The sequence below is a fragment of the Oceaniglobus indicus genome, assembly GCF_002751875.1.
Lineage (GTDB): Bacteria > Pseudomonadota > Alphaproteobacteria > Rhodobacterales > Rhodobacteraceae > Oceaniglobus > Oceaniglobus indicus.
Genome location: NZ_NMZM01000004.1, coordinates 112,199 through 134,883 on the forward strand (window position 1 = coordinate 112,199; position 22,685 = coordinate 134,883).

The 22,685-nt window shown below is 64.6% G+C and carries 27 protein-coding genes and 1 other RNA gene; 16 read left to right on the forward strand and 12 right to left on the reverse strand.

The window, feature by feature from the left end; genetic code table 11:
- Nucleotides 1-51: 51 nt before the first annotated feature.
- Complete coding sequence (locus tag CFP68_RS07670) at nt 52-1,407, reverse strand: porin family protein (protein ID WP_099826331.1); 1,356 nt, start codon at nt 1,405-1,407, stop codon at nt 52-54.
- 7 nt (nt 1,408-1,414) lie between these two features.
- Nucleotides 1,415-2,446 carry a hypothetical protein gene (locus CFP68_RS07675; RefSeq protein ID WP_099826332.1) on the reverse strand — a complete coding sequence of 344 codons (1,032 nt, stop codon included), beginning with the start codon at nt 2,444-2,446 and terminating at the stop codon, nt 1,415-1,417.
- Between the two features lie 187 nt (nt 2,447-2,633).
- On the opposite strand from CFP68_RS07675, the gene CFP68_RS07680 reads away from it, so the two are divergent.
- The 4 genes from CFP68_RS07680 to CFP68_RS07695 all read left to right on the forward strand — a co-directional run bounded on the left by CFP68_RS07680 (nt 2,634) and on the right by CFP68_RS07695 (nt 4,829).
- Nucleotides 2,634-3,467, forward strand: a complete 834-nt coding sequence (locus CFP68_RS07680; protein ID WP_099826333.1) for a thymidylate synthase — start codon at nt 2,634-2,636, stop codon at nt 3,465-3,467.
- On the forward strand, nt 3,467-3,946 hold the full coding sequence (locus CFP68_RS07685; RefSeq protein WP_099826334.1) for a dihydrofolate reductase: 480 nt from the start codon (nt 3,467-3,469) through the stop codon (nt 3,944-3,946). The genes CFP68_RS07680 and CFP68_RS07685 overlap by 1 nt, the downstream gene beginning before the upstream one ends.
- A gap of 81 nt (nt 3,947-4,027) precedes the next feature.
- Nucleotides 4,028-4,363 (forward strand): arsenate reductase family protein, encoded by a 336-nt coding sequence (locus CFP68_RS07690; protein WP_099826335.1) that lies wholly within the window; start codon nt 4,028-4,030, stop codon nt 4,361-4,363.
- A 67-nt stretch (nt 4,364-4,430) separates the two neighbouring features.
- Nucleotides 4,431-4,829: a DUF2177 family protein gene (locus tag CFP68_RS07695; RefSeq protein ID WP_099826336.1), complete on the forward strand. Its 399-nt coding sequence runs from the start codon at nt 4,431-4,433 to the stop codon at nt 4,827-4,829.
- A 55-nt stretch (nt 4,830-4,884) separates the two neighbouring features.
- Here the strand turns inward: CFP68_RS07695 and katG are convergent, their stop codons facing one another.
- Complete coding sequence (katG, locus tag CFP68_RS07700) at nt 4,885-7,101, reverse strand: catalase/peroxidase HPI (RefSeq protein WP_099826337.1); 2,217 nt, start codon at nt 7,099-7,101, stop codon at nt 4,885-4,887.
- Between the two features lie 97 nt (nt 7,102-7,198).
- Here katG and CFP68_RS07705 point away from each other — a divergent pair, with 97 nt between their 5' ends.
- Both CFP68_RS07705 and CFP68_RS07710 read left to right on the forward strand, forming a co-directional pair.
- Complete coding sequence (locus CFP68_RS07705; RefSeq protein ID WP_099826338.1) at nt 7,199-8,131, forward strand: LysR substrate-binding domain-containing protein; 933 nt, start codon at nt 7,199-7,201, stop codon at nt 8,129-8,131.
- A gap of 102 nt (nt 8,132-8,233) precedes the next feature.
- Nucleotides 8,234-8,509, forward strand: a complete 276-nt coding sequence (locus CFP68_RS07710) for a cupin domain-containing protein (RefSeq protein WP_099826339.1) — start codon at nt 8,234-8,236, stop codon at nt 8,507-8,509.
- 82 nt (nt 8,510-8,591) lie between these two features.
- Here CFP68_RS07710 and CFP68_RS07715 read toward each other — a convergent pair whose 3' ends face one another.
- Complete coding sequence (locus CFP68_RS07715; protein WP_099826340.1) at nt 8,592-9,542, reverse strand: radical SAM protein; 951 nt, start codon at nt 9,540-9,542, stop codon at nt 8,592-8,594.
- A gap of 191 nt (nt 9,543-9,733) precedes the next feature.
- Between CFP68_RS07715 and zwf the strand changes: the two genes are divergently transcribed.
- The 4 genes from zwf to CFP68_RS07735 all read left to right on the forward strand — a co-directional run bounded on the left by zwf (nt 9,734) and on the right by CFP68_RS07735 (nt 13,917).
- Nucleotides 9,734-11,188 (forward strand): glucose-6-phosphate dehydrogenase, encoded by a 1,455-nt coding sequence (zwf, locus tag CFP68_RS07720; RefSeq protein WP_099826341.1) that lies wholly within the window; start codon nt 9,734-9,736, stop codon nt 11,186-11,188.
- A gap of 67 nt (nt 11,189-11,255) precedes the next feature.
- Nucleotides 11,256-11,927, forward strand: a complete 672-nt coding sequence (gene pgl, locus CFP68_RS07725) for a 6-phosphogluconolactonase (RefSeq protein ID WP_099826342.1) — start codon at nt 11,256-11,258, stop codon at nt 11,925-11,927.
- A gap of 33 nt (nt 11,928-11,960) precedes the next feature.
- Nucleotides 11,961-13,562 (forward strand): glucose-6-phosphate isomerase, encoded by a 1,602-nt coding sequence (gene pgi, locus CFP68_RS07730; protein WP_099826343.1) that lies wholly within the window; start codon nt 11,961-11,963, stop codon nt 13,560-13,562.
- A gap of 16 nt (nt 13,563-13,578) precedes the next feature.
- Entirely contained in the window at nt 13,579-13,917 is a 339-nt protein-coding gene (locus CFP68_RS07735) for a cupin domain-containing protein (protein WP_241523997.1), read from the forward strand.
- 92 nt (nt 13,918-14,009) lie between these two features.
- Here the strand turns inward: CFP68_RS07735 and CFP68_RS07740 are convergent, their stop codons facing one another.
- The 7 genes from CFP68_RS07740 to CFP68_RS07770 all read right to left on the reverse strand — a co-directional run bounded on the left by CFP68_RS07740 (nt 14,010) and on the right by CFP68_RS07770 (nt 18,073).
- Nucleotides 14,010-14,240, reverse strand: a complete 231-nt coding sequence (locus tag CFP68_RS07740) for a ribbon-helix-helix domain-containing protein (protein WP_099826345.1) — start codon at nt 14,238-14,240, stop codon at nt 14,010-14,012.
- On the reverse strand, nt 14,233-14,415 hold the full coding sequence (locus CFP68_RS07745; RefSeq protein WP_099826346.1) for a DUF4169 family protein: 183 nt from the start codon (nt 14,413-14,415) through the stop codon (nt 14,233-14,235). Before CFP68_RS07745 ends, CFP68_RS07740 begins: the two co-directional genes overlap by 8 nt.
- Nucleotides 14,412-15,803 (reverse strand): class II fumarate hydratase, encoded by a 1,392-nt coding sequence (fumC, locus tag CFP68_RS07750; protein WP_099826347.1) that lies wholly within the window; start codon nt 15,801-15,803, stop codon nt 14,412-14,414. The genes CFP68_RS07745 and fumC overlap by 4 nt, the downstream gene beginning before the upstream one ends.
- Before the next feature lie 59 nt (nt 15,804-15,862).
- Entirely contained in the window at nt 15,863-16,321 is a 459-nt protein-coding gene (locus CFP68_RS07755; RefSeq protein ID WP_099826348.1) for an SspB family protein, read from the reverse strand.
- A 191-nt stretch (nt 16,322-16,512) separates the two neighbouring features.
- Nucleotides 16,513-16,864: a transfer-messenger RNA gene (gene ssrA / locus CFP68_RS07760) on the reverse strand.
- An 82-nt stretch (nt 16,865-16,946) separates the two neighbouring features.
- Entirely contained in the window at nt 16,947-17,636 is a 690-nt protein-coding gene (locus tag CFP68_RS07765) for an NUDIX hydrolase (RefSeq protein ID WP_099826349.1), read from the reverse strand.
- 26 nt (nt 17,637-17,662) lie between these two features.
- On the reverse strand, nt 17,663-18,073 hold the full coding sequence (locus CFP68_RS07770; protein WP_099826350.1) for a DUF983 domain-containing protein: 411 nt from the start codon (nt 18,071-18,073) through the stop codon (nt 17,663-17,665).
- A gap of 218 nt (nt 18,074-18,291) precedes the next feature.
- On the opposite strand from CFP68_RS07770, the gene CFP68_RS07775 reads away from it, so the two are divergent.
- The 4 genes from CFP68_RS07775 to CFP68_RS07790 all read left to right on the forward strand — a co-directional run bounded on the left by CFP68_RS07775 (nt 18,292) and on the right by CFP68_RS07790 (nt 20,344).
- Nucleotides 18,292-18,813: an EF-hand domain-containing protein gene (locus tag CFP68_RS07775; protein ID WP_099826351.1), complete on the forward strand. Its 522-nt coding sequence runs from the start codon at nt 18,292-18,294 to the stop codon at nt 18,811-18,813.
- Between the two features lie 91 nt (nt 18,814-18,904).
- Complete coding sequence (locus tag CFP68_RS07780) at nt 18,905-19,489, forward strand: RNA polymerase sigma factor (protein ID WP_099826352.1); 585 nt, start codon at nt 18,905-18,907, stop codon at nt 19,487-19,489.
- Complete coding sequence (locus tag CFP68_RS07785) at nt 19,482-19,853, forward strand: dihydroorotate dehydrogenase (protein ID WP_099826353.1); 372 nt, start codon at nt 19,482-19,484, stop codon at nt 19,851-19,853. Before CFP68_RS07780 ends, CFP68_RS07785 begins: the two co-directional genes overlap by 8 nt.
- A 2-nt stretch (nt 19,854-19,855) precedes the next feature.
- Nucleotides 19,856-20,344, forward strand: a complete 489-nt coding sequence (locus CFP68_RS07790) for a periplasmic heavy metal sensor (protein WP_158234143.1) — start codon at nt 19,856-19,858, stop codon at nt 20,342-20,344.
- Here the strand turns inward: CFP68_RS07790 and CFP68_RS07795 are convergent.
- Complete coding sequence (locus tag CFP68_RS07795; RefSeq protein ID WP_158234144.1) at nt 20,290-21,768, reverse strand: diguanylate cyclase; 1,479 nt, start codon at nt 21,766-21,768, stop codon at nt 20,290-20,292. The genes CFP68_RS07790 and CFP68_RS07795 overlap by 55 nt on opposite strands.
- Nucleotides 21,769-21,861: 93 nt before the next feature.
- On the opposite strand from CFP68_RS07795, the gene CFP68_RS07800 reads away from it, so the two are divergent.
- Nucleotides 21,862-22,140 (forward strand): DUF3572 domain-containing protein, encoded by a 279-nt coding sequence (locus tag CFP68_RS07800; protein ID WP_099826356.1) that lies wholly within the window; start codon nt 21,862-21,864, stop codon nt 22,138-22,140.
- A gap of 76 nt (nt 22,141-22,216) precedes the next feature.
- Nucleotides 22,217-22,684: a CIA30 family protein gene (locus CFP68_RS07805; RefSeq protein ID WP_099826357.1), complete on the forward strand. Its 468-nt coding sequence runs from the start codon at nt 22,217-22,219 to the stop codon at nt 22,682-22,684.
- The last annotated feature ends 1 nt before the right edge of the window (nt 22,685 follow it).

Here is a 22,685-nt window from a genome sequence, read left to right on the forward strand (position 1 = left end):
GCATAGTGATTTGGCACCGGTTTGACAGGGGTCGTTTCCGCGCCGCCGGCCTCAGAAGACCGAGCGAAATCCGACCTCGACACCAAGGTTGCGGGTGTCATACAGATCGACGTCCGAATCCCGCGTGTTTCCGTTCAGCGAGACGGTCGGTGCAAAGCCGTAGAAATCGGTTTCGGCAAAGAACAACTCCAGGCCCAAACCTTTCGTGACATCGCGTCGTCCGTCGATCGTGTACGGGCTGTCATCGAATTCGCGCACCGCAAGTTCGCCGCGCAGGGTCACGAAGGCCCCAAGCACCGGTTTCGGCAATTGATAGCTTGCCACCACGCTCCCGAAGGTGAAATCGAGATCGTCGCGGTCTGACACGGAACGGCGCAAATTGCCGCCAAAGCTGACGCGCGCCCCGTTTGCAAGCGTGCGATACAGCGTTCCGTCCAGCGCCACCGCATTGGCGGTGTCGCCGCCGCCGTCGTGGCGTTTCTGGGTTTCCAGGTCCAACCCGACCTGCGCTATCGAAGTCGGGCTCACCTGAAACCGGGTGTAGGCGCCGATCCGGGCATAGTCGGTCAACGCATCGCCGCCATACCAGTTTTTGCCAAGCGTCAGCCGCGTGCCGGTGAACCGCTTCTTTGCGCCGCGGCCCGTGATCCATTCACGCCCCAAGGTCAGCTGTGCGGCGGTAAAAGCGAAATCCGACCCCTTGGCATCCGGGGCGATGGATTTGGCTTCGCTCGACAGCGAATAGGTCTGATGCTGCAGGCTGAGCGTCAGGTCGGTTTTCGCCGTCGCGCTTTCCTTCAGACGATACCGGAAGGCGCCCGAGGCGGAATACTGCACCCCCGAAAGCGCGCGGGCGGTGCCGTTCAGGGTCAGCGGCAGGCCGAACCAGTTGAACGTGTCGGTTGTCGATCCGTTGTTTGCGTTCGACGTCGGCGAGATGTTGAAGCTGAGGCTGGTCTGCAGCGGGTTCGACGCCTGCACATAGCGAAAATCGCGGATGGCCTGGCGGCGGCGGTTCTCGCTCGGCGCGTTGTGGGCCGCGCGGCGCAACCAGAACTGCGCGCGCGTCTTCTTGCCGTCCGAGGCCAGGGCCTGCGCCACCAGGGTGGCCGCGCTGAACTTTTCGGCCGGTGTGTCCGCAATGCTCCACGCTTGCCGCCCGGCCTTTTCGGCGGCCGCATACTGCCCAAGGTTGCGCAATGCCCGCGAGCGGACGTTCAGCGCCACCGAATCGCCGGCGTCACGCGCCAGCAATGCGTCGGTCAGCGTCAGCGCCGCGCGCGCATCGCCCACCCCCACGGCGCGGATCGCGGCCGCGCGCATGTCGTTCGGGGTCAGCGTCTGGGCCTGCGCCAGCGATACTGGGCACAGGACCAGGGACATGGCCAGGCAGGCGGAACGCAGCATTCGGGCCTCAGGGATTACGGTAGACGATGAAGCCGCCGGTTTCGCGAACCGTCCCGAAATCCGGACGCGGATCGGTCGAGGTGATGACAACGACACCGGTGATCTCTGCCGCGTCCTGGCCCGATACCACCGCATAGTAATTGCCGCTTTCGAACTCGCTATTGCCCAGGATCGAATAGGCATCGCCCAGGATCTCGCCGTTCGGATCGGTGGTGCCGGCACCGACCCGGAACTGGATCATCGGCAAGGCTCCGATTCGCCCGTCGGGATTGTCGGCGTTATATGCGGCGATGACGTCCTGGGTTACGTCCTGGCCCAGAATGTCGAAGATCCGCCGGTTGGTGAACGCCGCCCGGACGCCCTGACCGCTGTTGAAATCTTCGAAATCGACCTCGATGGCGGCGTCAGCCGAGGTGTATTCCAGTCCGCCCCTGCTGTTGAAATCGCGCAGGCCGGCATAGGAGCCTTCATACGACCCTTGTCCGGTTGTCGGCAGGGTCACCCCGCCGTCGCGCTGGTAGATGAAGCCGCCGAAACCATAGGGTATGTAGCTGCCGGTCCGCACGATGGCGAATTCGGAATTGCCACTGGTAGATACGCCGTAGATGGCGCGGTACGCGAATTGGCTGACCGGCCGACCGTTTATCAGGTCGACGGCAGGATCGGTGTTTTCATAGACGGCGAAGGGTCCAAGGCTGCTGACCGCCGAGGCGCGGATGTAATCGCTACGCCCTTCGGTATCGCCATCGAATGCCAGATTGTTCACGGTGAACGTGTCGGTTGTGCCGTCGTACGAGATATCGCGGGCGAATCCGTTGCCGTCTTCTGTCAGCGCTTCGCGCCGGAAAATCGAGTTGTCGGGTGTGGGACTGGCGGTGCCCGGCGGCAGACCTTCGCGCGAAATCGGAGTGCCATCGTCACCCGCGCCGCCATTCTCGGATCCGTCATTGCCATCGGTCGGATCGAAGGGGTTGTTCGCGTCGCTTCCGCATGCGGCAAGCGCAAGGAAGGCCCCGAGGGCGATGTATCTGGGGATCATGGTGTGCCTGTCCACTGCTTTGTTTTGCCGATTTGTCGCAGCGGGTCCGCTGATGTGTCAAGCAACGGTGTGATCGCTTGGCCTTTTGCGGTCTGCCGTGTGTTGAAAGCTACACCATTTTCGTGGTCCAAGTGCGGGACGGCGACAAGGCCGTCGCCCTGATTCCCGACAGGCGAGGATTCGCGCCATGCAACAATATCATTCCGCCTTGCGTCATATCCTGGAGCACGGAACGCCGTCCGACGACCGCACCGGCACCGGCACCCTGTCGTGTTTCGGAATGCAGCAGCGGTATCGGCTGGCCGACGGATTTCCTCTGGTCACGACGAAAAAGGTGCATCTGCGGTCGATCATCCACGAACTTCTGTGGTTCCTGTCGGGCGATACCAACATCCGTTATCTGAACGAGAACGGCGTCTCGATCTGGAATGAATGGGCCGATGCGAATGGCGACCTCGGGCCGGTTTACGGCGCGCAGTGGCGGCATTTCCCGGCGCTGGTGCCGACAGGAACATCGGACGATGAGGGCGCGCTGTATCGGGCGCGCACCATCGATCAGATCGCCGATCTGGTCGATGCGATCCGCAAGACGCCCGACAGTCGCCGGTTGATCGTGTCGGCGTGGAACCCGGGCGAGGTGCCGGACATGGCGCTGCCGCCGTGCCATACGCTGTGGCAGGTGCGGGTATTGAACGGGACGCTGCACCTGCAACTCTATCAACGGTCTGCCGACATGTTTCTGGGCGTGCCGTTCAACATCGCGTCCTATGCGCTGCTGACCCACATGCTGGCCCATGTCACCGGCTATGTGCCCGGCGATTTCATCCACTCGATTGGCGATGCGCATATCTATTCCAACCACATGGAGCAGGTGGCAACACAACTGGCACGCACGCCCAAGCCGCTGCCGCGCCTGAATATCCGGCGTGACGTGCCGTCGATCTTCGATTTCACCTATGATGATTTCGAGGTGCTGGATTACGATCCCGATCCGGCGATCCGCGCGCCGGTGGCGGTCTGATGCTGTCGCTGGTGGTCGCCCGCGCCCGGGATGGGGCGATCGGGAAAAACGGCGCCATTCCGTGGCGCGCACCCGAGGATCTGGCGTTCTTCCAGCGCGAGACGACGGGCGGCGCGTTGATCATGGGGCGGCGAACCTGGGAAAGCCTGCCGGTGAAGCCGCTGAAGAACCGGTTGAACCTTGTCGTTTCGTCCTCGACGGCGCTGGATGCCGAACACGTCTTTGCCGATCCGATGGCAGCCGTCGCCTTTGCCGAAACACAGGGGCACCGGCGGATCTATGGCATCGGCGGCGCGCGCATCTACGCCGCTCTGATGGCTGCGGCGGATCGGCTTTTGATCACCGAGGTCGACACCGTGGTGCCCGATGCCGACGCGTATTTTCCCGACGTGGACCTGTCGCATTGGCGCAGTCTCGGCTCGCAGAAGCTGCGCGCTGACGACCCTGCGTGTGTCCTGCACGAATGGCTGCGGCGGTGAATCGCGGCGAACTGACAGGATGACAATCCCGTGCATTCACGTCATGATCACGACATCGTTCCTTAATCATGGCCAGACCCGATGACGACCCTCACTGTTTACGGCATTCCCACATGCGACACCTGCAAGAAAGCGATCAAGGCGCTGGAGGGGGCAGGGCACGATGTGACGTTCCGCGATATCCGCGCCGATCCGCTGAGCGCGTCCGAATGGGACCGGTTCATCGGCCAGTTCGGTGACCGTCTGGTCAACCGCGCCTCGACCACCTATCGGGGGCTGTCGGACTGGATGAAGGCGTCGGACGCGGAAGAGCAACTGGCCGCCCATCCGACCCTTATGAAGCGCCCGGTGATCGAAACCGAAGAGCGGCTTTACCTCGGATGGGACAGCGGCGTTCAGGCCGCGTTCCTGGAATAACGTCTAAATTGCAACCGGATCGGCGGTTGCCGCGTAGATACTCGGAACCCAAAGCCGGAGTATCCCCATGCAGATCGCCGTTCTCTATATCGTCACCAGCGCCGTTTTCCTGGCGGCTGACGCAGTCATGCTGCGCACAGTGATGAAGCCGCTGTTCGTCAAACACCTGGGGGACGCCGTGCTCGAATCGCCGCGTTTGGGGGCCGCTGTGGTGTTTTACCTGTTCTATGTCGCAGGCGCCCTGTGGCTGGTATCGATCCCGGCGCTGCGCGCCAATGATCCCACGGCGGCGCTGTTGAACGGCATGCTGCTGGGTGCGATCGCCTATGGCACGTACGAATTCACCAGCTATTCGGTGATGCGCGACTGGTCGCTGCAACAGGTGGCGATCGATGGACTCTGGGGCACGGTCCTGACCGGGGTCAGCGTCTGGGTCGGCGTTCTGGCCGCACGTGCGGTCGGCTGAACGGAATGAAACACCCCGGCGCGGGCCGGGGCGTTTCCATCTCTCGGGCGGTCGATCAGGCCAGGTCGAAACGATCCAGCATCATGACCTTGGTCCAGGCGGCGACGAAATCGCGCACGAACCGCTGTTCGCTGTCGGCCGCGCCGTAGACCTCACAGATCGCCCGCAGTTGCGAGTTCGATCCGAACACCAGGTCGGCGCGCGTCGCGGTCCACTTGACCTCGCCCGTGGCGCGGTCGCGGCCTTCGAATTCGGCGTCCGACCCGTCGATGTCGCTCCAGCCTGTGCGCATATCCAGCAGATTGCTGAAGAAATCGTTGCTCAGGACGCCGGGCCGGTCGGTGAAAATGCCGTGCCGGTTGTCGCCGGTGTTTGTCTCCAGCACGCGCAGGCCGCCCACCAGAACGGTCATTTCCGGCGCGCTGAGCGTCAGAAGTTGCGCACGGTCCACCAGCAATTCCTCGGCCGACACCGACAGGTTCGACCTGAGGAAGTTGCGGAAACCATCGGCCTGGGGCTCCAGCGGTTCGAAGCTTTCGGCGTCGGTCTGTTCGTCCGTGGCATCGGTGCGGCCGGGTGTGAAGGGCACGTCGACGGCGTGACCCGCATCGCGCGCGGCCTTTTCCACCGCGGCCGTTCCGCCCAGAACGATCAGATCGGCCAGAGATACCCTCTTGCCGCCGGATTCGAAGTCGGACCTGATCGATTCGAACACGTCCAGCACGCGCGCCAGTTGCGCCGGGCGGTTGACCTCCCAATCCTTCTGCGGCGCAAGGCGGATGCGCGCGCCGTTGGCACCGCCGCGCCGGTCCGATCCCCGGAACGTCGAGGCCGACGACCATGCGGTGAACACCAGTTCGGAAACCGTCAGCCCCGAGCCAAGGATCCTTGCCTTCAGGTCCGCGATGTCCGACGCGTCGATCAATGGATGATCGACCGCCGGCACCGGATCCTGCCAGATCAGGTCTTCGTCGGGCACCTCGGCGCCCAGATACCGCACCTTCGGCCCCATGTCGCGGTGACAGAGCTTGAACCACGCGCGCGCGAAGGCATCGGCGAATTCTTCGGGGTTCGCGTGGAAACGCTCGGAGATCCTGCGATACGCCGGATCGACCTTCATTGCCATGTCCGCCGTCGTCATCATCGGCTGATGACGGCGCGACGGATCGTGGGCATCGGGCACGGTGCCGGCGGCCGCATCGCCGACCGGTTTCCACTGCTGCGCGCCGGCGGGGGATTTCGTCAGCTCCCATTCGTTGCCCAGCAGCGTCTCGAAATAGCTGTTGTCCCACCTGGTCGGTGTCGCGGTCCAGGCCCCTTCAAGGCCCGAGGTGATGGTGTGCACGCCCATCCCCGATTCCCAAGAGTTCTTCCAGCCGAGGCCCATCTCGTTGATTGCCGCGCCTTCGGGTTCCGCCCCGACGTGCGCGGCGTCACCGGCGCCGTGGCACTTGCCGAAGGTGTGGCCGCCGGCGGTCAGTGCAACGGTTTCTTCGTCGTTCATGGCCATGCGGGCGAACGTGTCGCGGATGTCATTGGCCGACAGCTGCGGATCCGGGTTGCCGTTGGGCCCTTCGGGATTGACATAGATCAGGCCCATCTGCACGGCGGCCAGCGGGTTTTCCAGGTAACGCCCCTGGCCGTCGGCCCCCTTGTCATAGCGGACATCACGGGTGCCCAGCCATTCGTCTTCCATGCCCCAGTAGATGTCTTCTTCGGGCTCGAAGATGTCCTCGCGCCCGCCGCCGAAGCCGAAGGTCTTGAAGCCCATGGATTCCAGCGCGACGTTGCCGGTGAGGATGTAGAGATCGGCCCACGAGATCGCATCGCCGTATTTCTGCTTGATCGGCCAGAGCAGGCGGCGCGCCTTGTCCAGGTTGCCGTTGTCGGGCCACGAATTCAGCGGCGCGAAACGCTGACTGCCGCTGGTCGACCCGCCACGCCCGTCACCGGTGCGATAGGTGCCGGCGGAATGCCAGGCCATGCGGATGAAGAATGGGCCATAATGGCCATAATCCGCCGGCCACCAGTCCTGGCTGTCGGTCATCAGGGCGGTCAGGTCGGCCTTGATCGCCGGCAGGTCCAAGCCGTTGAAGGCGGCACGATAGTCGAAATCGGACAGGGGATTCGCCGCCGGCGTGTTCTGGTGCAGGATCTTCAGGTTCAACTGGTTCGGCCACCAGTCGCGGTTCGACCGGGCGCCGTGCCGTGTGTGGCTGGTTCCGCCATGCATGACGGGGCATTTCGCGATATCACCCTGATTGCCGTCCATTTCGCTCTCCTTTGACCACGGTTGAGTGGGAAGGTTCTGGCACGGACCAATGATTAGTTTAAGTTGTATTTTCGGATGGTAACGATAGGATTTGATTATGGATGGTCTGACCCTGCGCCAGTTGCGGTATTTCGATGCGCTGGCGCGCCATCGACAGTTCGGCCATGCCGCCGAAGCCTGCGCGATTTCGCAACCGGCCCTGTCGGTTCAGATCGCGCGGCTGGAAGACATCCTGGGTCACAAGCTGTTCGAGCGGGATTCGCGCCAGGTGCGGCTGACGGCGCTTGGGGCGGACATGGTCGAGCGGGTTCGCGACATCCTGCGCGCCGTCGATGGCTTGAAAGAGCTGGCGGCCATGGCCGAGGATGGTCGATCGACGCGCTTGCGGCTGGGGGTGATTCCGACCATCGCGCCGTATCTGCTGCCTGCGCTGCTGGCGCGCCTGCGTGCATCGGACGCGGGGGTGGACATCCACGTGCGCGAAACGCTCACGTCGCGTCTGGTTCAGGAACTGGACGAGGGGCGGATCGACGCGGCGATCGTCGCGCTGCCGGTCGGGCAGGCGGGATTGATCGAGACGCATCTGTTCGACGAACCCCTGCTTCTGGTGCGCCATGCCGAGGTGGAAGCCAATCCGGTGCCGCGGGCCGAGCATCTGGTGAACATGCGGCTGCTGCTGCTGGAGGACGGGCATTGTTTTCGCGACCGGGCGCTGTCGTTCTGCAACATCGCGGCATCGGGCCGGCGCGGAGAACTGGACGGATCATCCCTGTCGACGCTGGTTCAGATGGTCGGCGCGGGGGTCGGTGCGACGCTGATCCCGCAGATGGCGGTTCCGATCGAGGTCAGATCGGCGCCGGTGTGCGCCGTGCGTTTCGCCGCACCCGAACCGGTGCGGGCGATCGGCCTGATCCGGCGCAACGCGACCGTCCTGACCGCCCAACTGGAGGAACTGGTCGAGGCCGTGCGCGCCGTCGGCGTCGAATGCGCAGAGCAGGCCGACGCGATTCTGCGACAACGGTCTGTGTAACGTGGAAGATGGGCCGCGCGTATGCAGTGGCTGCGTGACAGGCCGTCTGTTACGCTTGGGCAAGCAACAGGGTCGTGGACCACAGGCGGAAGGGAATTCGATATGTCGTGCACAGCTACAAAATTGATCGAGGATGAACGGGTCATCGTCACACGGTTCGATTTCGAGCCGGGCGCCGAGACGGGCTGGCATCGCCATGGGCACGATTACGTCATCACCACGCTGACCCGGTGCATGATGCGGCTGGAGACGGCTGACGGCGTTCAGGAAACCGATGTTCCGGCCGGAACCGCCTATCGCAAGAGCGAGGGGGTCGAGCACAACGTCATCAACCGCGGAAGCGAGACGATGAGCTTTATCGAGATCGAGCTGAAGTAGGGGTGCACTGGCGATGCTTCGGTGGGACGGGGTGACGCGCGGCTGCGCCGACGCCCCACCCACCGTCCCGCATCGGGCCGTGTCAGCCCGAACAGCTGGCCCCGCCGAGGACACAGAACTTGGCGCAATGCGGGTGGTTCAGCGCAACGTCGCGTTCGGCCTCGGCCAGGGTCGCACCGAGCTCGAACTCCGGCGAATAAGGCAGCAGCGTGCAGGCCAGCACGGCCGGCCGTTCGGCCCCGCGTCGTTTCACCACCATGCGGGACGACGCGCACATCACCGAGTCGGGCGACAGGTTCAGGATGTCCCAGCAGGCGGTCGTGATTTCGGGAACATCGACGTTTTCGTCCATTTCCGGGAACAGCACCGTCATGGCGGGGTTGTAGGCATCGATGGCAAAGCCGTGTTCGGCGAACAGCGCCGCATATCCCGCGCGGCTGTCGGCGTCGGTGTCGCCCCAGACGGTGCGTCCGGCCACGGCCATGGGGATGGCCGCATCGCGCAGCCAGATCATGCCGTCGATGGTTTTCGCGAACGCACCCGCGCCGCGTTCATCGTCATGCAGGGCCGCGCTGTGGTGATCGACCGAGATACGCAGCGTCAAGCGGCCGGGGAAATCATCGTTCAGGGCCGCCAATCCGGCGCGCACCGACTTGCGCATCATCGGGCGCATGGCGTTGGTCAGGATCAGAACGTCATAGCCGCGATCCAACGCGGTCCGGGCCATGGCGATCATGTCGGGGTTCATGAAGGGTTCGCCCCCGGTAAACGCGATCTCGCGCACATTCCAGCGCCGCTGTTCGAGCTGGTCGAGGTAATCGGCCACCTCTGCCGCGGTGATATAGACCAGCGCATCGTTGGTCGGCGAGCTGGCGATATAGCAATTGGCGCATTCGATGTTGCAGAGCGTTCCCGTGTTGAACCAGAGTGTTTGCGGATTGCTGAGGGCCACGGTCGCGCGGGGCTGGCCCGTTGCGGTGATGGCGGGATCACGGAATTTTGCCGGATCCAGGGTCGGGACATTGTCTTTCATCGGGACGCTCCGGGCAATTGATCCGGTTCAGTTAACCCGCAGCGTCCGTGTCGAAAACCCCGGCAAACGGCCATGACGTGGTTGTGAAGCCGATTGGCCCTGCTAGACAGGACGCAATGCGGGCAGTATGACGCGAATGGAAAACGGTTAGCGCTAACGGAAAGCTGGCGCAGGAACACACGAGGTGAACCATGGTCTCACGAGTCATTCCGGTCGACGCGTTCGATCTGGTCATTTTTGGCGGAACCGGCGATCTGGCCCGCCGCAAGATCCTGCCTGGTCTGTTCCGGCGTTTCGCCGCCGGCCAGATGACCGACGACGCGCGCGTGATCGGCGCCTCACGATCCGAGCACAGTGACGACGAATACCGCGCCATCGTTCGCGACGCGCTGGAGGAGTTCGTCACCAAGGCCGAGCTGGACCCCCAGCAGGTCGACGGCTTCCTGAACCTGGTGCATTTCGTCACGATCGACGCCATGGGCACCGGCGGCTGGAAGAAGCTGGCAAAGACGGTGCGCAAGGACGTGATCAACGCCTTTTACTTCTCGGTCGCGCCCAGCCTGTTCGGCGCCTTGGCGGAACGCCTGCACGAACACGGCATCGCGCACGAGAACACGCGGATCGTCGTGGAAAAGCCGTTCGGCCGCGACCTGGAAAGTGCCAGGGCGCTGAACGCGACGCTGGCCGAACATTTCGATGAAACGCAGATCTATCGGATCGACCACTACCTGGGCAAGGAGACGGTGCAGAACCTGATGGCCGTCCGGTTTGCCAACGTGCTGTTCGAACCCCTGTGGAACGCGCAATACGTCGATCACATCCAGATCACCGTCGCCGAAACGGTCGGCGTGGGCGGGCGCGGCACCTATTACGACAAATCGGGTGCCATGCGGGACATGGTGCAGAATCACCTGATGCAGCTGTTGTGCCTGATCGCGATGGAGCCGCCGTCGCGGTTTTCGCCCGATTCGGTGCGTGACGAAAAGCTGAAGGTGATCCGCGCGCTGGAACCGGTGCCCAGCCACCACATCGTGCGTGGTCAATACGAGGCGAAATCCGGCGAGCCGTCCTATCGTGACGACGTCGAAAACCCCCGGTCGCTGAGCGAAAGCTTCATCGCCATGCGGGTGCATGTGTCGAACTGGCGCTGGGCCGACACCCCGTTCTTCATTCGCACCGGCAAGAAGCTGAAGGCGCGGCAAAGCGAAATCGCGGTGGTGTTCAAGGACGCACCGCACGCGATCTTCGGCCAGAAGGCCGGCACCCACCGCAACATCCTGACGATCCGCCTGCAACCCAACGAGGGGATCAACCTGGGCGTGACGATCAAGGAACCGGGGCCGGGGGGCATGCGCTTGGTCGATGTGCCGTTGGACATGACGTTCGCCGATGCGTTGGGGCCGGAAGCGGAAGAGGTGCGCGATGCCTACGAACGGCTGATCATGGACGTGATCCGGGGCAACCAGACCCTGTTCATGCGCGGTGACGAGGTCGAGGCGGCCTGGGCCTGGACCGATCCGATCATCGAAGGGTGGGAGCAGAGGGGCGAGGCGCCGAAACCTTACGAGCCCGGCACCTCCGGACCCGAGGACGCGCAGATGCTGTTGATGCGGGACGGCCGGAAATGGCGCGAAATCAAGGAATGACAACAGCGTGACGCGGACGCGCCGTTGTCGTATCCTTCGGGTTGAGACGATAAAGCGAGGCTGAGCGATGGAACTGATCGAATACAAAGACGCCGAGATGATGATGATGCAGCTGGCCGACAAACTGGCCAGCAAGCTCAATCAGGCGTTGTCGACCCACGACCGGGTGTCGTTCGCCGTGCCCGGAGGCACCACGCCGGGGCCGGTGTTCGACACGCTGGCCGCGACCAGCCTGGATTGGGACCGCGTCAGTGTCATGCTGACCGATGAACGCTGGGTGCCCGAAAGCTCGGAACGCTCGAACACCCGGCTGTTGCGCCAGCGCCTGCTGACCGAGAAGGCGGCGGCGGCGCGATATGTGCCGCTCTACGACGATTGCGAAACGCCGGAAGAGTGCCTCGATCGGCTGGCAGAAGGTGTCACGCCGGAACTGCCCCTGTCGGTTCTGCTGCTGGGCATGGGAACCGATATGCACATCGCGTCGCTGTTTCCCGGTGCCGACCGGTTGGACGATGCGCTGGCATCGAACGCGCCGCCCCTCATGGCGATGCGGGCTGACGGCGCGCCGGAACCCCGTATCACCCTGACCGCGCCGGTGCTGTCGGGCGCCATGTCGATCCATATCGTCATCACCGGCGACGCCAAGCGCGCGGCGCTGGACAAGGCCCGCGGCCTGTCGACCCGCGAGGCGCCGGTGAACGTGGTGCTGAACGACGCGACCGTGCATTGGGCACCCTGAGCCATTTCCTTATCTGACCGACGGAGCCCGACCATGTGGAAAGACCTGAAATCGAAGGCCGCCGAGGTGGCCGACCGCCAGATCCTCGATCTGTTCGACGACGACCGGGCCGAGGCGTTTTCGGTGCGGGCGGGCGACATGCTGTTCGATTATTCCAAGACCAACATCGACGCGGAAACCCGCGATCTGCTGATCGGCCTGTGCGACAAGGCCGGCCTTGCGGACAAGCGGGATGCGATGTTCTCGGGCCAGCCGATCAACGACACCGAAGGGCGCGCGGTGCTGCATACCGCCCTGCGCAACCTGACCGGCACGCCGGTGACGGTCGATGGCGCTGACGTGATGCCGGGTGTGCTGGACACGCTGTCGCGCATGGGTGATTTCGCCGATGCCGTGCGCTCGGGCCGCTTCACCGGGCAGGGCGGGCGGATCACCGACGTGGTGAACATCGGCATCGGCGGATCCGACCTCGGCCCGGTCATGGCGACGCTCGCCCTGGCGCCCTATCACGGCGGGCCGCGGGTGCATTACGTCAGCAACGTCGACGGCGCCCATATCGCCGACACGTTGGCGGGGCTGGACGCGACCACGACGCTGGTGATCGTGGCCTCAAAGACGTTCACCACGATCGAGACGATGACCAATGCCGCCACCGCCAAGGCCTGGATGTCGGAAAAGGTCGCCGACGCGGGCGCCCAGTTCGCCGCGCTGTCCACGGCGGCCGAAAAGACCGCCGATTTCGGCATCGCGCCCGAGCGTGTCTTCGGCTTCGAGGATTGGGTCGGCGGGCGCTATTCGATCTGGGGGCCGATCGGCCTGCCGCTGATGATCGCCATCGGGCCCGACGCGTTCCGGGCGTTCCTGGCCGGGGGCGAGGCGATGGACAACCATTTTCGCACCGCGGCGCCGCTGGACAACATGCCGATCATTCTGGCCCTGACTGGGATCTGGCACAACCAGGGCTGCGGCTATGCCAGCCGCGCCGTGCTGCCCTATGAACAGCGGCTGCTGCGCCTGCCGGCCTATCTTCAACAGCTCGAGATGGAGAGCAACGGCAAGTCGGTGCAGATGGACGGCACGCCGGTGCCCGTCGATACCGGCCCCGTCGTCTGGGGCGAGCCGGGCACCAACGGCCAGCACGCGTTCTATCAGCTGATCCATCAGGGCACCCGCGTCGTGCCGTGCGAGTTCATGGTCGGCGCCAGGGGGTTCGAAGACGAACTGTCGCACCATCACGAATTGCTGATCGCCAACTGCCTTGCCCAATCCGAAGCCCTGATGCGGGGCCGCACGCTGGAAGCCGCACGCGCCCTGATGCAGAAGAAGGGTTTCGACGGCGACGAGCTGGAGCGTCAGGCACGCCACCGGGTTTTCCCGGGCAACCGGCCGTCGACAACACTGGTCTATCCGCAACTCACGCCGTTCATCCTGGGCCAGATCATCGCGCTCTATGAACATAGGGTGTTCGTCGAAGGTGTGCTGCTGGGCATCAACTCGTTCGATCAGTGGGGGGTCGAGTTGGGTAAGGAACTGGCCGTCGCGCTGCAACCGGTGGTGACGGGCCAGGAAGACGGCGCCGACAAGGACGGATCGACCCGCGCGCTGGTGTCGTTCATCCGAAACCATGGGGCCTGAGGACAAGAGCGGCGCGGTGCACCTTCTGGCGTCTGCCTTCCGCAAGGCCGGCGAAGACTGGCGCGGCCATGTCGAAGGCGTCGACCTCGGGGTCGACGCCACGCTGCTGTTCTTTGAAACCGAAGAAGTCGGGAAAGGGCCGAAGCTGCACTGGCACCCCTACGCCGAGATCTTCATCATCCTCGAAGGCAGTGCGGCCTATACCATCGGCGATCAGCAACTGACGGCCCATGCCGGCGACGTGCTGGTCGGACCTGCCACGATCCCGCACAGCTTTCGAAACCTCGGCCCCGGCCGATTGCGCACCCTCGACGTGCACATGAGCGATTGCTGGGTCCAGACCGACCTGGAATGATATCCGGCCGTCGGCCGGGCGCTGCGCGCTGAGTATTTAAGGCAAGAAAAAACCAGAAGGATCGTCTTTCGGCTTTTTCTTGCTTCAAATACTCAATCCCTGGCTGCAGCGCCGCGCAAGGCCCGCAGGACATGGAGCCGAATTGCCGTCGCAAGACCGGTTTCGGGATCGCGGGCGGCGTCGATCTCGGCCGCGAGATCGTTGATCGGGCGCCCCTGAGCGGCGGCGATGTCGCGGAAGGCGATCCAGAAATCGTCTTCCAGCGAGACCGAGGTGCGATGGCCCTTCAGTGTCAGCGAGTGCTTTTTCGGCCGGTCATTCATCCTCGATCCGGTGCCTGTCGAGAACCGTGCGCGCCCGCGCGTTGCGTGTCGCATCCAGCACACGCTGGCCCTTCGTGCGGCCGTGCTTGATGGCGTTGGCATCGGCCTTCGCCTTGCGTTCGGCCAGATCGCGCAGCTTGCGGGCGCGGTTCAAGTTGACGGGCTTGTCGCTCACTTGGGTCCGATCATCTTTTCCGGGCGCACGACCTGATCGAAGGTGGCGGCGTCGACGAACCCAAGGTTGATCGCCTCTTCCTTCAGGGTCGTGCCGTTCTTGTGTGCCGTCTTGGCGACCGTCGTGGCGTTGTCATAACCGATGGTGGGGGCCAGGGCGGTGACCAGCATCAGAGATTCGTTCATGATTTTCGTGATACGATCGGTATTCGCCTCGATCCCCGTGACGCAATTGTCGGTGAAAGCGGTCGCGGCGTCGCCCAGAAGCTGCATGGATTGCAACACGTTGTAGGCCATCATGGGCTTGTAGACGTTCAGCTCGAAATGTCCCTGCGAGCCGGCGAAGCCGACGGCGGCGTCATTGCCGAAGACATGGGCACAGACCTGGGTCAGCGCTTCGCACTGGGTCGGGTTGACCTTGCCGGGCATGATCGACGATCCGGGCTCGTTTTCGGGCAGCATCAATTCGCCGAGGCCGCAGCGCGGGCCCGAGCCCAGCAGCCGGATGTCGTTGGCGATCTTGAACAGCGATGCGGCCACGGTTTTCAACGCGCCGGACATTTCCACCATGGCGTCGTGGGCGGCCAGGGCTTCAAACTTGTTGGGGGCCGTCACGAACGGGATGCCGGTGATGTCGGCCATATGACCGGCCACCGTCTCGCCCCAGCCCTTGGGGGTGTTCAGCCCGGTTCCGACCGCTGTGCCGCCCTGGGCCAGTTCGTGGATATGGGGCAGGGCGGCTTTCACCCGCTTGATGCCCATGGCCACCTGATGGGTATAGCCGGAAAACTCCTGCGCCAGGGTCAGGGGTGTGGCGTCCATCGTGTGGGTACGGCCGATCTTGATGATGCCGTCAAACTGCTTGACCTTGGCTTCCAGTGCCGCGTGCAGCTTTTCCAGCCCCGGGATCAGGACATCGCGGGCCGTGGTTGCGGTTGCGATGTGCATGGCGGTCGGGAAGGTGTCGTTCGACGACTGCCCCATGTTGCAGTGATCGTTGGGGTGCACGGGATCCTTCGATCCGATGGTGCCTCCGAGGATCTCGATGGCGCGGTTTGCGATCACTTCGTTCGCGTTCATGTTGCTCTGGGTGCCCGATCCGGTCTGCCAGACGACCAGCGGGAAGTTGTCGTCGAACTTGCCCGCCACGACTTCCGAGGCGGCCTGAATGATCGGCTCGGCCAGTTTCGCGTCCAGCGCGCCGCGGTCGCGGTTGGCGATGGCACAGGCCTGTTTGATCACGCCCAACGCACGGACGATCGCGACCGGCTGTTTTTCCCAACCGATCGGAAAATTCAGGATCGACCGTTGGGTCTGGGCGCCCCAGTACTTGTCTGCGGGCACTTCAAGGGGGCCGAAGCTGTCGGTTTCGGTGCGGGTCGCGGTCATTCTGACCTCCATGGGGGTGGGGTTTTCAACTGTCCGGTCGCGGCATCCCGGCCCTGTGCTCAGGTCTTGCGGAAGCTGTCGAGGCTGACAACCTGCGCGGCCGGTGCCTGCGTGGTGTCGGGCGCGTCTTCCTCGACCGGGGGGGTGTCGTCCTCGCCGCTGCTTTCCTGGGTCTCGAAGCGCAGGCCGAATTCGACCGACGGGTCGACGAAGGTGCGGATCGCGTCATAGGGAATATAGAGCGGTTCGGGGTTGTCGCCGAAATTCAGCGTCACGGCAAAGCCGTCATCGGTGACATTCAGGTTGTCATACCAATGTTGCATGACGACGGTCATCTCTTCGGGATACCGGTCGGACAGCCAGTCGGCGATCTCGACGTCGGGGTGGAGGGTGTCGAAGGTGATGAAAAAGTGATGCTCGCCCGGAAGGCCGTTGGCGGCGACGCCGCTCAGCACTTCCTGGATCAACCCGCGCATCGCCCGGTGCATCAGGTTCCCGTAATCGATCCTGCGCGACATGCTGTCGTCCCTCGCCAAAGTTGGCCATACAATATCCGTTTGGAGAGGGAAGCCAAGGGCAAGGGGCGGGTTTTTTCGCCCGTCGTCGCGTGCGCCGGTGCAGACGACACGATCACGCCGCCCGAGGCGCAAAGGCTGTCGCCCGCGAAAATCTGCGGATCGGGGAAATATCAAGCCGGCTGGGAGGAATTAGTGCAGGCTTCTGTTGCCAGGTGCCTGCGGACCCCGCCCTAAGCTGCAAGGCCTAGGGACTTAAGAATCGGTCTTGTGACAGCTTACGCTGCGACAGCGACCGGAGCATGGTTGTTATTGGCAACTATACTATATGCACCGATATCGGTGGTAGCTCACCGAGTGAAAGCCACAGCTTTAGACGTTTGTCGATCCTGTTTCGGCCCCATATTCCCCCAATAAGGGATGTTTGGTGGAGCCGCCGGGTACCGCCCCCGGGTCCAATCCGCGTATTACCTGCGCGTTTATCACCATAGTCAGGTTGCCCTGACACCCTGGAAGATATGCGGATCGCCCGGCCATTTCAAGCTGTCAGCGCGATTTTCAGGCAAGATTTTCGGCGCGGCCATGGCGATGGCAAAACCGCATCACATGAGATCCGCGTCGCGTCGTCTCATGGCGGCTCGTCCGTGCCCCCGAGGCGCAGGAACAGGCTTTCTTCGTCGTCGTTGCGGAAATAGGGCACGGTTTCGGGCGCGTTCAGGTCGGGCAGGCGGGCGGCGACTTCGGCCAGGACGACTTCGGTGATGAAGGGAAGATCGAACTCGCGGGCGCGCGCCAGGGGGATCCATTGAAGATGCGACAGCTCGTCGGAGGCGCGCGAGAAGTCGTCGGGATCACCCGAGATCATGGCGGCGTCGGCCAACAGGAACCGGGCGTCGAAACGGCGCGGCCGCCCCGGTGGGGTCAGCGCCCGGAACACGAACCGCAACCCGGCCGGCGACGGCAGGTGTCCGGTGGCGGCGAAATCGACCCAGGGCGGCGGCGGTTTGCCGGGCCAGCGATGCGGCCGGCCCAGGATCAGGCCGGTTTCCTCCCACAACTCGCGAATCGCGGCGGCGACGATGGCCAGCGGGTCAAGCCGCCCCGATCCCTCGGCCAGCCGTGCCTTGCACAGCCCGTTCATCGCGCGGGCCATGGGAATGGCGGTGTCGGTGGAATCGATCGCGCCGCCCGGAAAGACGAACTTGGATGGCATGAAGGCGGCACCCGCCCCCCGCTGGCCCATCAGGACCTGGGGGTGGGTGGCGGCATCGCGCACCAGAATGATCGTCGCGGCATCGCGCACGGCCGTCTTGTCCATTGCCCGAATCCCGTCCCGTGGTTGCGTCAGAAACCGTGCATGTGGCGGGCCCATTGCACCCCCACGATCAGCCCTTTCAATCGGGGCAGAAGATACAGCGACAGCGCCACGCAGCCCACCGAAAACAGGGTTGCGAGGATCAGCGGTTCGGGGCGGAACGCCACGAACACCCACAACAGCGCCGGTGCCATGATGTGCCCGACGATCAGGATCGTCAGATAGGCGGGTCCGTCGTCGGCGCGGGCGTGGGTCATGTCCTGGGCGCAGACCGCACACCGGTCACGCAGCTTCAGATATCCCTTGAGCAAGGGGCCGGTGCCGCAACAGGGACACCGCCGGCGCCAGCCGCGCAAGAGGGCCGAGCGCATGTCTCGCTCGTCCGTCGACGCCGTGTCGGAATGCAACACGCGGTCGTCGGAGGGGGGATTGTCATACATCGGTTGTCCAGACTTCTAATCGCTGCGTCAGTGATATTGCGCCCGGTATAGAAAGTAAGCCCCAAAATGTCGCCGCGTCTGGATGTCGCGAAGGCCGTGTCGTTGCGTCGGCTGGAAAAGAATAAAAAAATCGCGACGGAAACCTGCCGCTGGTCCGTTGAGAGAACAGGAAGGCGGACGACACCCGACCGCCGGAACAACCAACCAAGGATATCACGATGAAACCGACAACAGTTTTCGCCCGCTCGTTCATGATCCTCGCCGCAGGCACGGTGGCCCTGGGCCTCACGGCGCCGCTGGCGGCGGCCAAGGGCCGGATGATGACGCCGCCGACCTTCAGCGAACTGGACGTGAATGGCGACGGTGCCATCGACCAGGGCGATCTTGACGCCCATGCCGCGGCCCGTTTCGACGCGGTCGATACCGACGGGAACGGCGCGATTTCGGCGGCCGAGATGGAAGCCGAGATGATGCAGCGCGCGAAGGACCGGAATCAGGATCGCGCCGCCCGGATGATCGAGCGGATGGACCGCAACGACGATGGCGCCCTGGATCGCAGCGAACTCGACGGCATGCGCGGCAAGGGTGATCGCGGCGGGCGGATGCTGGAACGCGCCGACACCGACGGAAACGGTTCGGTCTCCGAGGCCGAGTACAACGCCGCCATGGAGAAAATGGCCGAACGCCACGGCAAGCGTCACGGCCGTGACAAGGGCCACCGCATGCACAAGGGCGGCTGACCCCGAGAGGGCGGGAGCGGTGATCGGCGCTCCCGCCCGACCAGGCCGATGGCCGTTGCCGACGAGACCACCATGGGATACCACCACCGCGATGACCACCCCAGCTTCCGATCCAGCCGCGTCCGGCGACGCGGCGCTGCTGGCTGCCTTTGCGGCCGGTGATCTGGGTGCCGCGCGGGTGCTGACCCTGCGGATCGCGCCGCGTGTCCTGGGGTATTGCACAAGGATGCTGGGGGGCGACCGGGCCGAAGCCGAGGACGTGACGCAGGAGGCCATGCTGCGCCTGTGGCGGATCGCCCCCGATTGGGAGCCGGACCGCGCCAAGGTGTCGACGTGGGTGTTCAGGGTCGCGACCAACCTGTGTCTCGACCGCTTGCGCCGTGCCGGCCGGGCCGTGGACATCGGCGCCGTGGACGAGCCGGAAGACGACGCGCCGGACGTGGCCGAACGGATGCTGGACGCGGATCGCGCGGACGCGTTGAACGCGGCCCTGCGCGCCCTGCCGGATCGCCAGCGCCAGGCGGTGGTCCTGCGCCACATCGAAGGGATGGCGAACCCGGAAATCGCCGAAGTGATGGACATCGGCACGGCAGCGGTCGAAAGTCTGACCGCCCGTGGCAAACGGGCGTTGACGGCAATGCTGATGCCGCGACGCGGGGAGCTGGGATATGAATGACGCCAAAGACGATCACACGGACGCCGGCCTCGACGCCCTGTTCGAAAACGCGCGCCGGTCGGCACCGGCGATGTCGGACGACCTGTTCGCGCGGATCATGGCCGATGCAGTGGCGGCGACACCGGCACGGGTGGCTGCCGCAAGGCGTGTTTCACCCTGGGGTCGCGTGCTGGGCGCGCTTGGGGGGTGGCCTTCGCTGGCGGGCCTGTCGGCTGCGGCGCTGGCCGGGGTCTGGATCGGAATCGCGCAACCGGCAGCCTTCATTGCGGTGCAGAGCGGTCTGGGCTTCGAAGGCGCGGCCGTTGCATCCTATGAGCTGGAAGACCTGATGCCCGGCTTCGACAGCCTTTCAGCGGAGGGATGACAATGGACGATCGCCCAGGACCATGGCTGCGGTGGGTGCTGATCGCATCGCTTGCGCTGAACCTGCTGGTTGTCTGCGCGGTGGCGTTCGGGCTGATCTTCGGCGGCGGGCACCATGACAAGCGCCGCGACGGACGACCGGATCCGCGGATCCGGGCGTTCGGCAACGTGCCGTTCGTGATGGCGCTGACGCCGCAGGATCGTGCGGCCCTGCTCGAGCGGGCCGCGCTGCCCGACAGCGCGTTGCGCGAAAATCGTGCCCAGGTGCGCGCCCGGTTCGAACAGACGCTGGAGGTGCTGCGGAACGAACCGTTCGACCCCGACGCCCTGTTGCGCCTGCTCGAGGCGCAGCGCACCGCGCTGTTCGACCGTCAGCGCCTGGGCGAGGCGGCATTGGTCGAACAGATCGCGGCCATGGATCCCGCGCAGCGCGCCGCCTATACTGACCGGCTGGACAGATCGCTGCACAGGGGGCCGCGCAAGCGGGACTGAGGGCTGTTCGCCGCAACGGGCGCGCGGGCGGCGTCGGCGGTTCGCCCATGCTGCGGTTCGGCATCGGGGGGTGCGATCTCGATCCGGTTGCGTCCGCTGCTCTTGGCCAGGTAAAGCGCGCAATCGGCGCGGTGCATGGTGCGGTCCATCGGCCCGCTTCCGGCAATCGCCACACCGATGCTGACCGTGACGCGCGCCGGGGGGCGGCCGGGGATCGCCGGCCGCAGGTCGGCGACGCACCGGCGCAGCCGATCCGCGGTGCGCGCGGCGGCCTCGGGCGAACTTTCGGGCAGAGCGATCAGGAACTCCTCGCCGCCATAGCGCGCCACCAGGTCGACACCGCGCAGGTTGTCGCGCAGCGCCTCGGCCACCGCGGTCAGCACCCGGTCGCCGGCCGCATGGCCCAGGGTGTCGTTCACCCCCTTGAAGTGATCGATATCCACCATCATCACGGCAAACTCGGTGCCTGCGGCGACAGCCTGGCGCGCCAGAAGCCCCAGGTGATGATCGGCATAGCGGCGGTTGAACAGCCCGGTCAGCGGGTCAGTCGCGGCCATCCGCAACCCGGTTTCCACCGAGGCGCGCAGCCGATCGACCCGACGCTTGCGCATCATCTGGCGATCGATCCGCAGCGCCAGCTCGGCCGGATCGAACCCCTGTTCCAGCAATCCGTTCGCCCCCAGGTCCAGCGCGGTGATCTGATCGCCCGCCGCACCCGCCGGATGCACCATGAGGATCGCGGCGTGACGGGTCGCCTGGCGGCTGCGCAATTCGGACATCAGGCGCATCCCGCCGCCCGGCTCGCCCAGATCCGTTGCGATGCAGAACAGATCGGGACAGCGGGCGGGATCGTCCAGCGCCATGGCCGCGGCGGCATCCATCACCTCGACCCGGTGCGACAGCCGCCCGCGCAGCCCCGATTTCCAGCCCAGCGATTGTTCGGCCCGCATGCCGATCAGCCCGACGCGGCCCTGGGTTTCCATCGGTGTGGCCGCTTCCGCGAATCCCATCTGACAGGCCGTCAAATCGCGGCGTTCCAGTTCGTCATCGGTTTCGCGCGCGCGCAGCAGGTTCCGGACCCGCGCCAGCAGCGCGGTATCGTCGAACGGGGCACAAAGCACATCGTCGGCCCCGGCCTTCAACACCTCCAGACGGGCGGCGGCATCCTTGTGATCGAACAGCACCAACAGCGGGATCCGGGCGGTTGCCGGATCCGCCTTGAGCTGACGACACAGCACGGCGCTGTTGCAGTCGGGCAGGCCGGCGGCCATGACGATCAGATCGGTCTGTTGCGCGCGCGCGATCCTTCGGGTTTCCGCGGCGCTGGAACATTGGGTCACGCGGTAATGGGCGGTCGAAAGCTTGACCTTCAAAACGATCCGGTTGGTCGCGACATCGTCGGCAATCAAGATACGCCCAGGCATGACTGCCTCCATTCACATAAAATTATCACCTCGTTCTTCACCTTTGGTCCGGAAGTGTTAAGAAATGCTTAGTGGACCATTAAGGATTTCGCGATGCAGCAGGAGCGCGCCGAAACGGTCGGGTTGCAGGTCCTGGCCTGGCTGGCCGAAAACGACGAACTTCTGCCGGTTTTCCTGGGCGCCAGCGGTGTATCGCTGGCCGGCGTCAAGGATGGCATGAACGATCCGGGGTTTCTGGCGGCCGTGCTCGACTTTCTCACGCAGGATGACGATTGGGTGATCGGGTTCTGCGACTCGGCCGGTTTGCCATACGACGTGCCGATGGCGGCGCGTGCCGCCTTGCCCGGTGGCCAGCAGATGCATTGGACCTAGACCGCGCCTGCCGCTTGCAATCCGCCATCCGGCGCTAGGTCATCCGACGAAATTGCGGATGCGGGCGGAGGTTTGAATGCTGCTGGATGCGAAGTGGGAATATGTCGCCGACACCGTCATGGGCGGTGTGTCGCGGGGTCGTCTGACGGATGAACCCGTGTCAGGGCGACCCGCCCATCGTCTGACCGGCGATGTCTCGCTCGAGAACGACGGTGGGTTCGTTCAGATGGCGTTCGATCTGTGTCCGGACGGTGGCGCGTTCGACGCGTCGGCCTTCGATGGTGTCGAGATCGACGTGATCGGCAACGGCGAACACTATGACCTGCGGCTGCGCACCACGGATCTTGTGCGTCCGTGGCAATCGTTCCGCACCGAATTCCGTGCCACCCCTGAATGGCAGAGCCTGCGTCTCCCGTTTGCCGCCTTCGCCCCCCACAAGACCGACGCCGCTTTCGATCCCGCGGCGTTGCGGCGGATCGGCATACTGGGCATCGGGCGGGTCTTTCATGCGGATGTGGCTGTGGCCGCGGCGCGGCTGATCTAGG

Coding starts and splice junctions, on each gene's coding strand:
- CFP68_RS07785 (WP_099826353.1), top strand. CDS start 19,482: ATGAATGACGCCAAAGACGATCACACGGACGCCGGCCTCGACGCCCTG.
- CFP68_RS07680 (WP_099826333.1), top strand. CDS start 2,634: ATGCAACAATATCATTCCGCCTTGCGTCATATCCTGGAGCACGGAACG.
- CFP68_RS07670 (WP_099826331.1), bottom strand. CDS start 1,407: ATGCTGCGTTCCGCCTGCCTGGCCATGTCCCTGGTCCTGTGCCCAGTA.
- CFP68_RS07770 (WP_099826350.1), bottom strand. CDS start 18,073: ATGTATGACAATCCCCCCTCCGACGACCGCGTGTTGCATTCCGACACG.
- CFP68_RS07705 (WP_099826338.1), top strand. CDS start 7,199: ATGGATGGTCTGACCCTGCGCCAGTTGCGGTATTTCGATGCGCTGGCG.
- fumC (WP_099826347.1), bottom strand. CDS start 15,803: ATGACCGCGACCCGCACCGAAACCGACAGCTTCGGCCCCCTTGAAGTG.
- CFP68_RS07710 (WP_099826339.1), top strand. CDS start 8,234: ATGTCGTGCACAGCTACAAAATTGATCGAGGATGAACGGGTCATCGTC.
- CFP68_RS07755 (WP_099826348.1), bottom strand. CDS start 16,321: ATGTCGCGCAGGATCGATTACGGGAACCTGATGCACCGGGCGATGCGC.
- CFP68_RS07780 (WP_099826352.1), top strand. CDS start 18,905: ATGACCACCCCAGCTTCCGATCCAGCCGCGTCCGGCGACGCGGCGCTG.
- CFP68_RS07740 (WP_099826345.1), bottom strand. CDS start 14,240: ATGAATGACCGGCCGAAAAAGCACTCGCTGACACTGAAGGGCCATCGC.
- pgi (WP_099826343.1), top strand. CDS start 11,961: ATGTGGAAAGACCTGAAATCGAAGGCCGCCGAGGTGGCCGACCGCCAG.
- pgl (WP_099826342.1), top strand. CDS start 11,256: ATGGAACTGATCGAATACAAAGACGCCGAGATGATGATGATGCAGCTG.
- CFP68_RS07765 (WP_099826349.1), bottom strand. CDS start 17,636: ATGGACAAGACGGCCGTGCGCGATGCCGCGACGATCATTCTGGTGCGC.
- katG (WP_099826337.1), bottom strand. CDS start 7,101: ATGGACGGCAATCAGGGTGATATCGCGAAATGCCCCGTCATGCATGGC.
- CFP68_RS07790 (WP_158234143.1), top strand. CDS start 19,856: ATGGACGATCGCCCAGGACCATGGCTGCGGTGGGTGCTGATCGCATCG.
- CFP68_RS07795 (WP_158234144.1), bottom strand. CDS start 21,768: ATGCCTGGGCGTATCTTGATTGCCGACGATGTCGCGACCAACCGGATC.
- CFP68_RS07675 (WP_099826332.1), bottom strand. CDS start 2,446: ATGATCCCCAGATACATCGCCCTCGGGGCCTTCCTTGCGCTTGCCGCA.
- zwf (WP_099826341.1), top strand. CDS start 9,734: ATGGTCTCACGAGTCATTCCGGTCGACGCGTTCGATCTGGTCATTTTT.
- CFP68_RS07805 (WP_099826357.1), top strand. CDS start 22,217: ATGCTGCTGGATGCGAAGTGGGAATATGTCGCCGACACCGTCATGGGC.
- CFP68_RS07690 (WP_099826335.1), top strand. CDS start 4,028: ATGACGACCCTCACTGTTTACGGCATTCCCACATGCGACACCTGCAAG.
- CFP68_RS07775 (WP_099826351.1), top strand. CDS start 18,292: ATGAAACCGACAACAGTTTTCGCCCGCTCGTTCATGATCCTCGCCGCA.
- CFP68_RS07715 (WP_099826340.1), bottom strand. CDS start 9,542: ATGAAAGACAATGTCCCGACCCTGGATCCGGCAAAATTCCGTGATCCC.
- CFP68_RS07800 (WP_099826356.1), top strand. CDS start 21,862: ATGCAGCAGGAGCGCGCCGAAACGGTCGGGTTGCAGGTCCTGGCCTGG.
- CFP68_RS07685 (WP_099826334.1), top strand. CDS start 3,467: ATGCTGTCGCTGGTGGTCGCCCGCGCCCGGGATGGGGCGATCGGGAAA.
- CFP68_RS07695 (WP_099826336.1), top strand. CDS start 4,431: ATGCAGATCGCCGTTCTCTATATCGTCACCAGCGCCGTTTTCCTGGCG.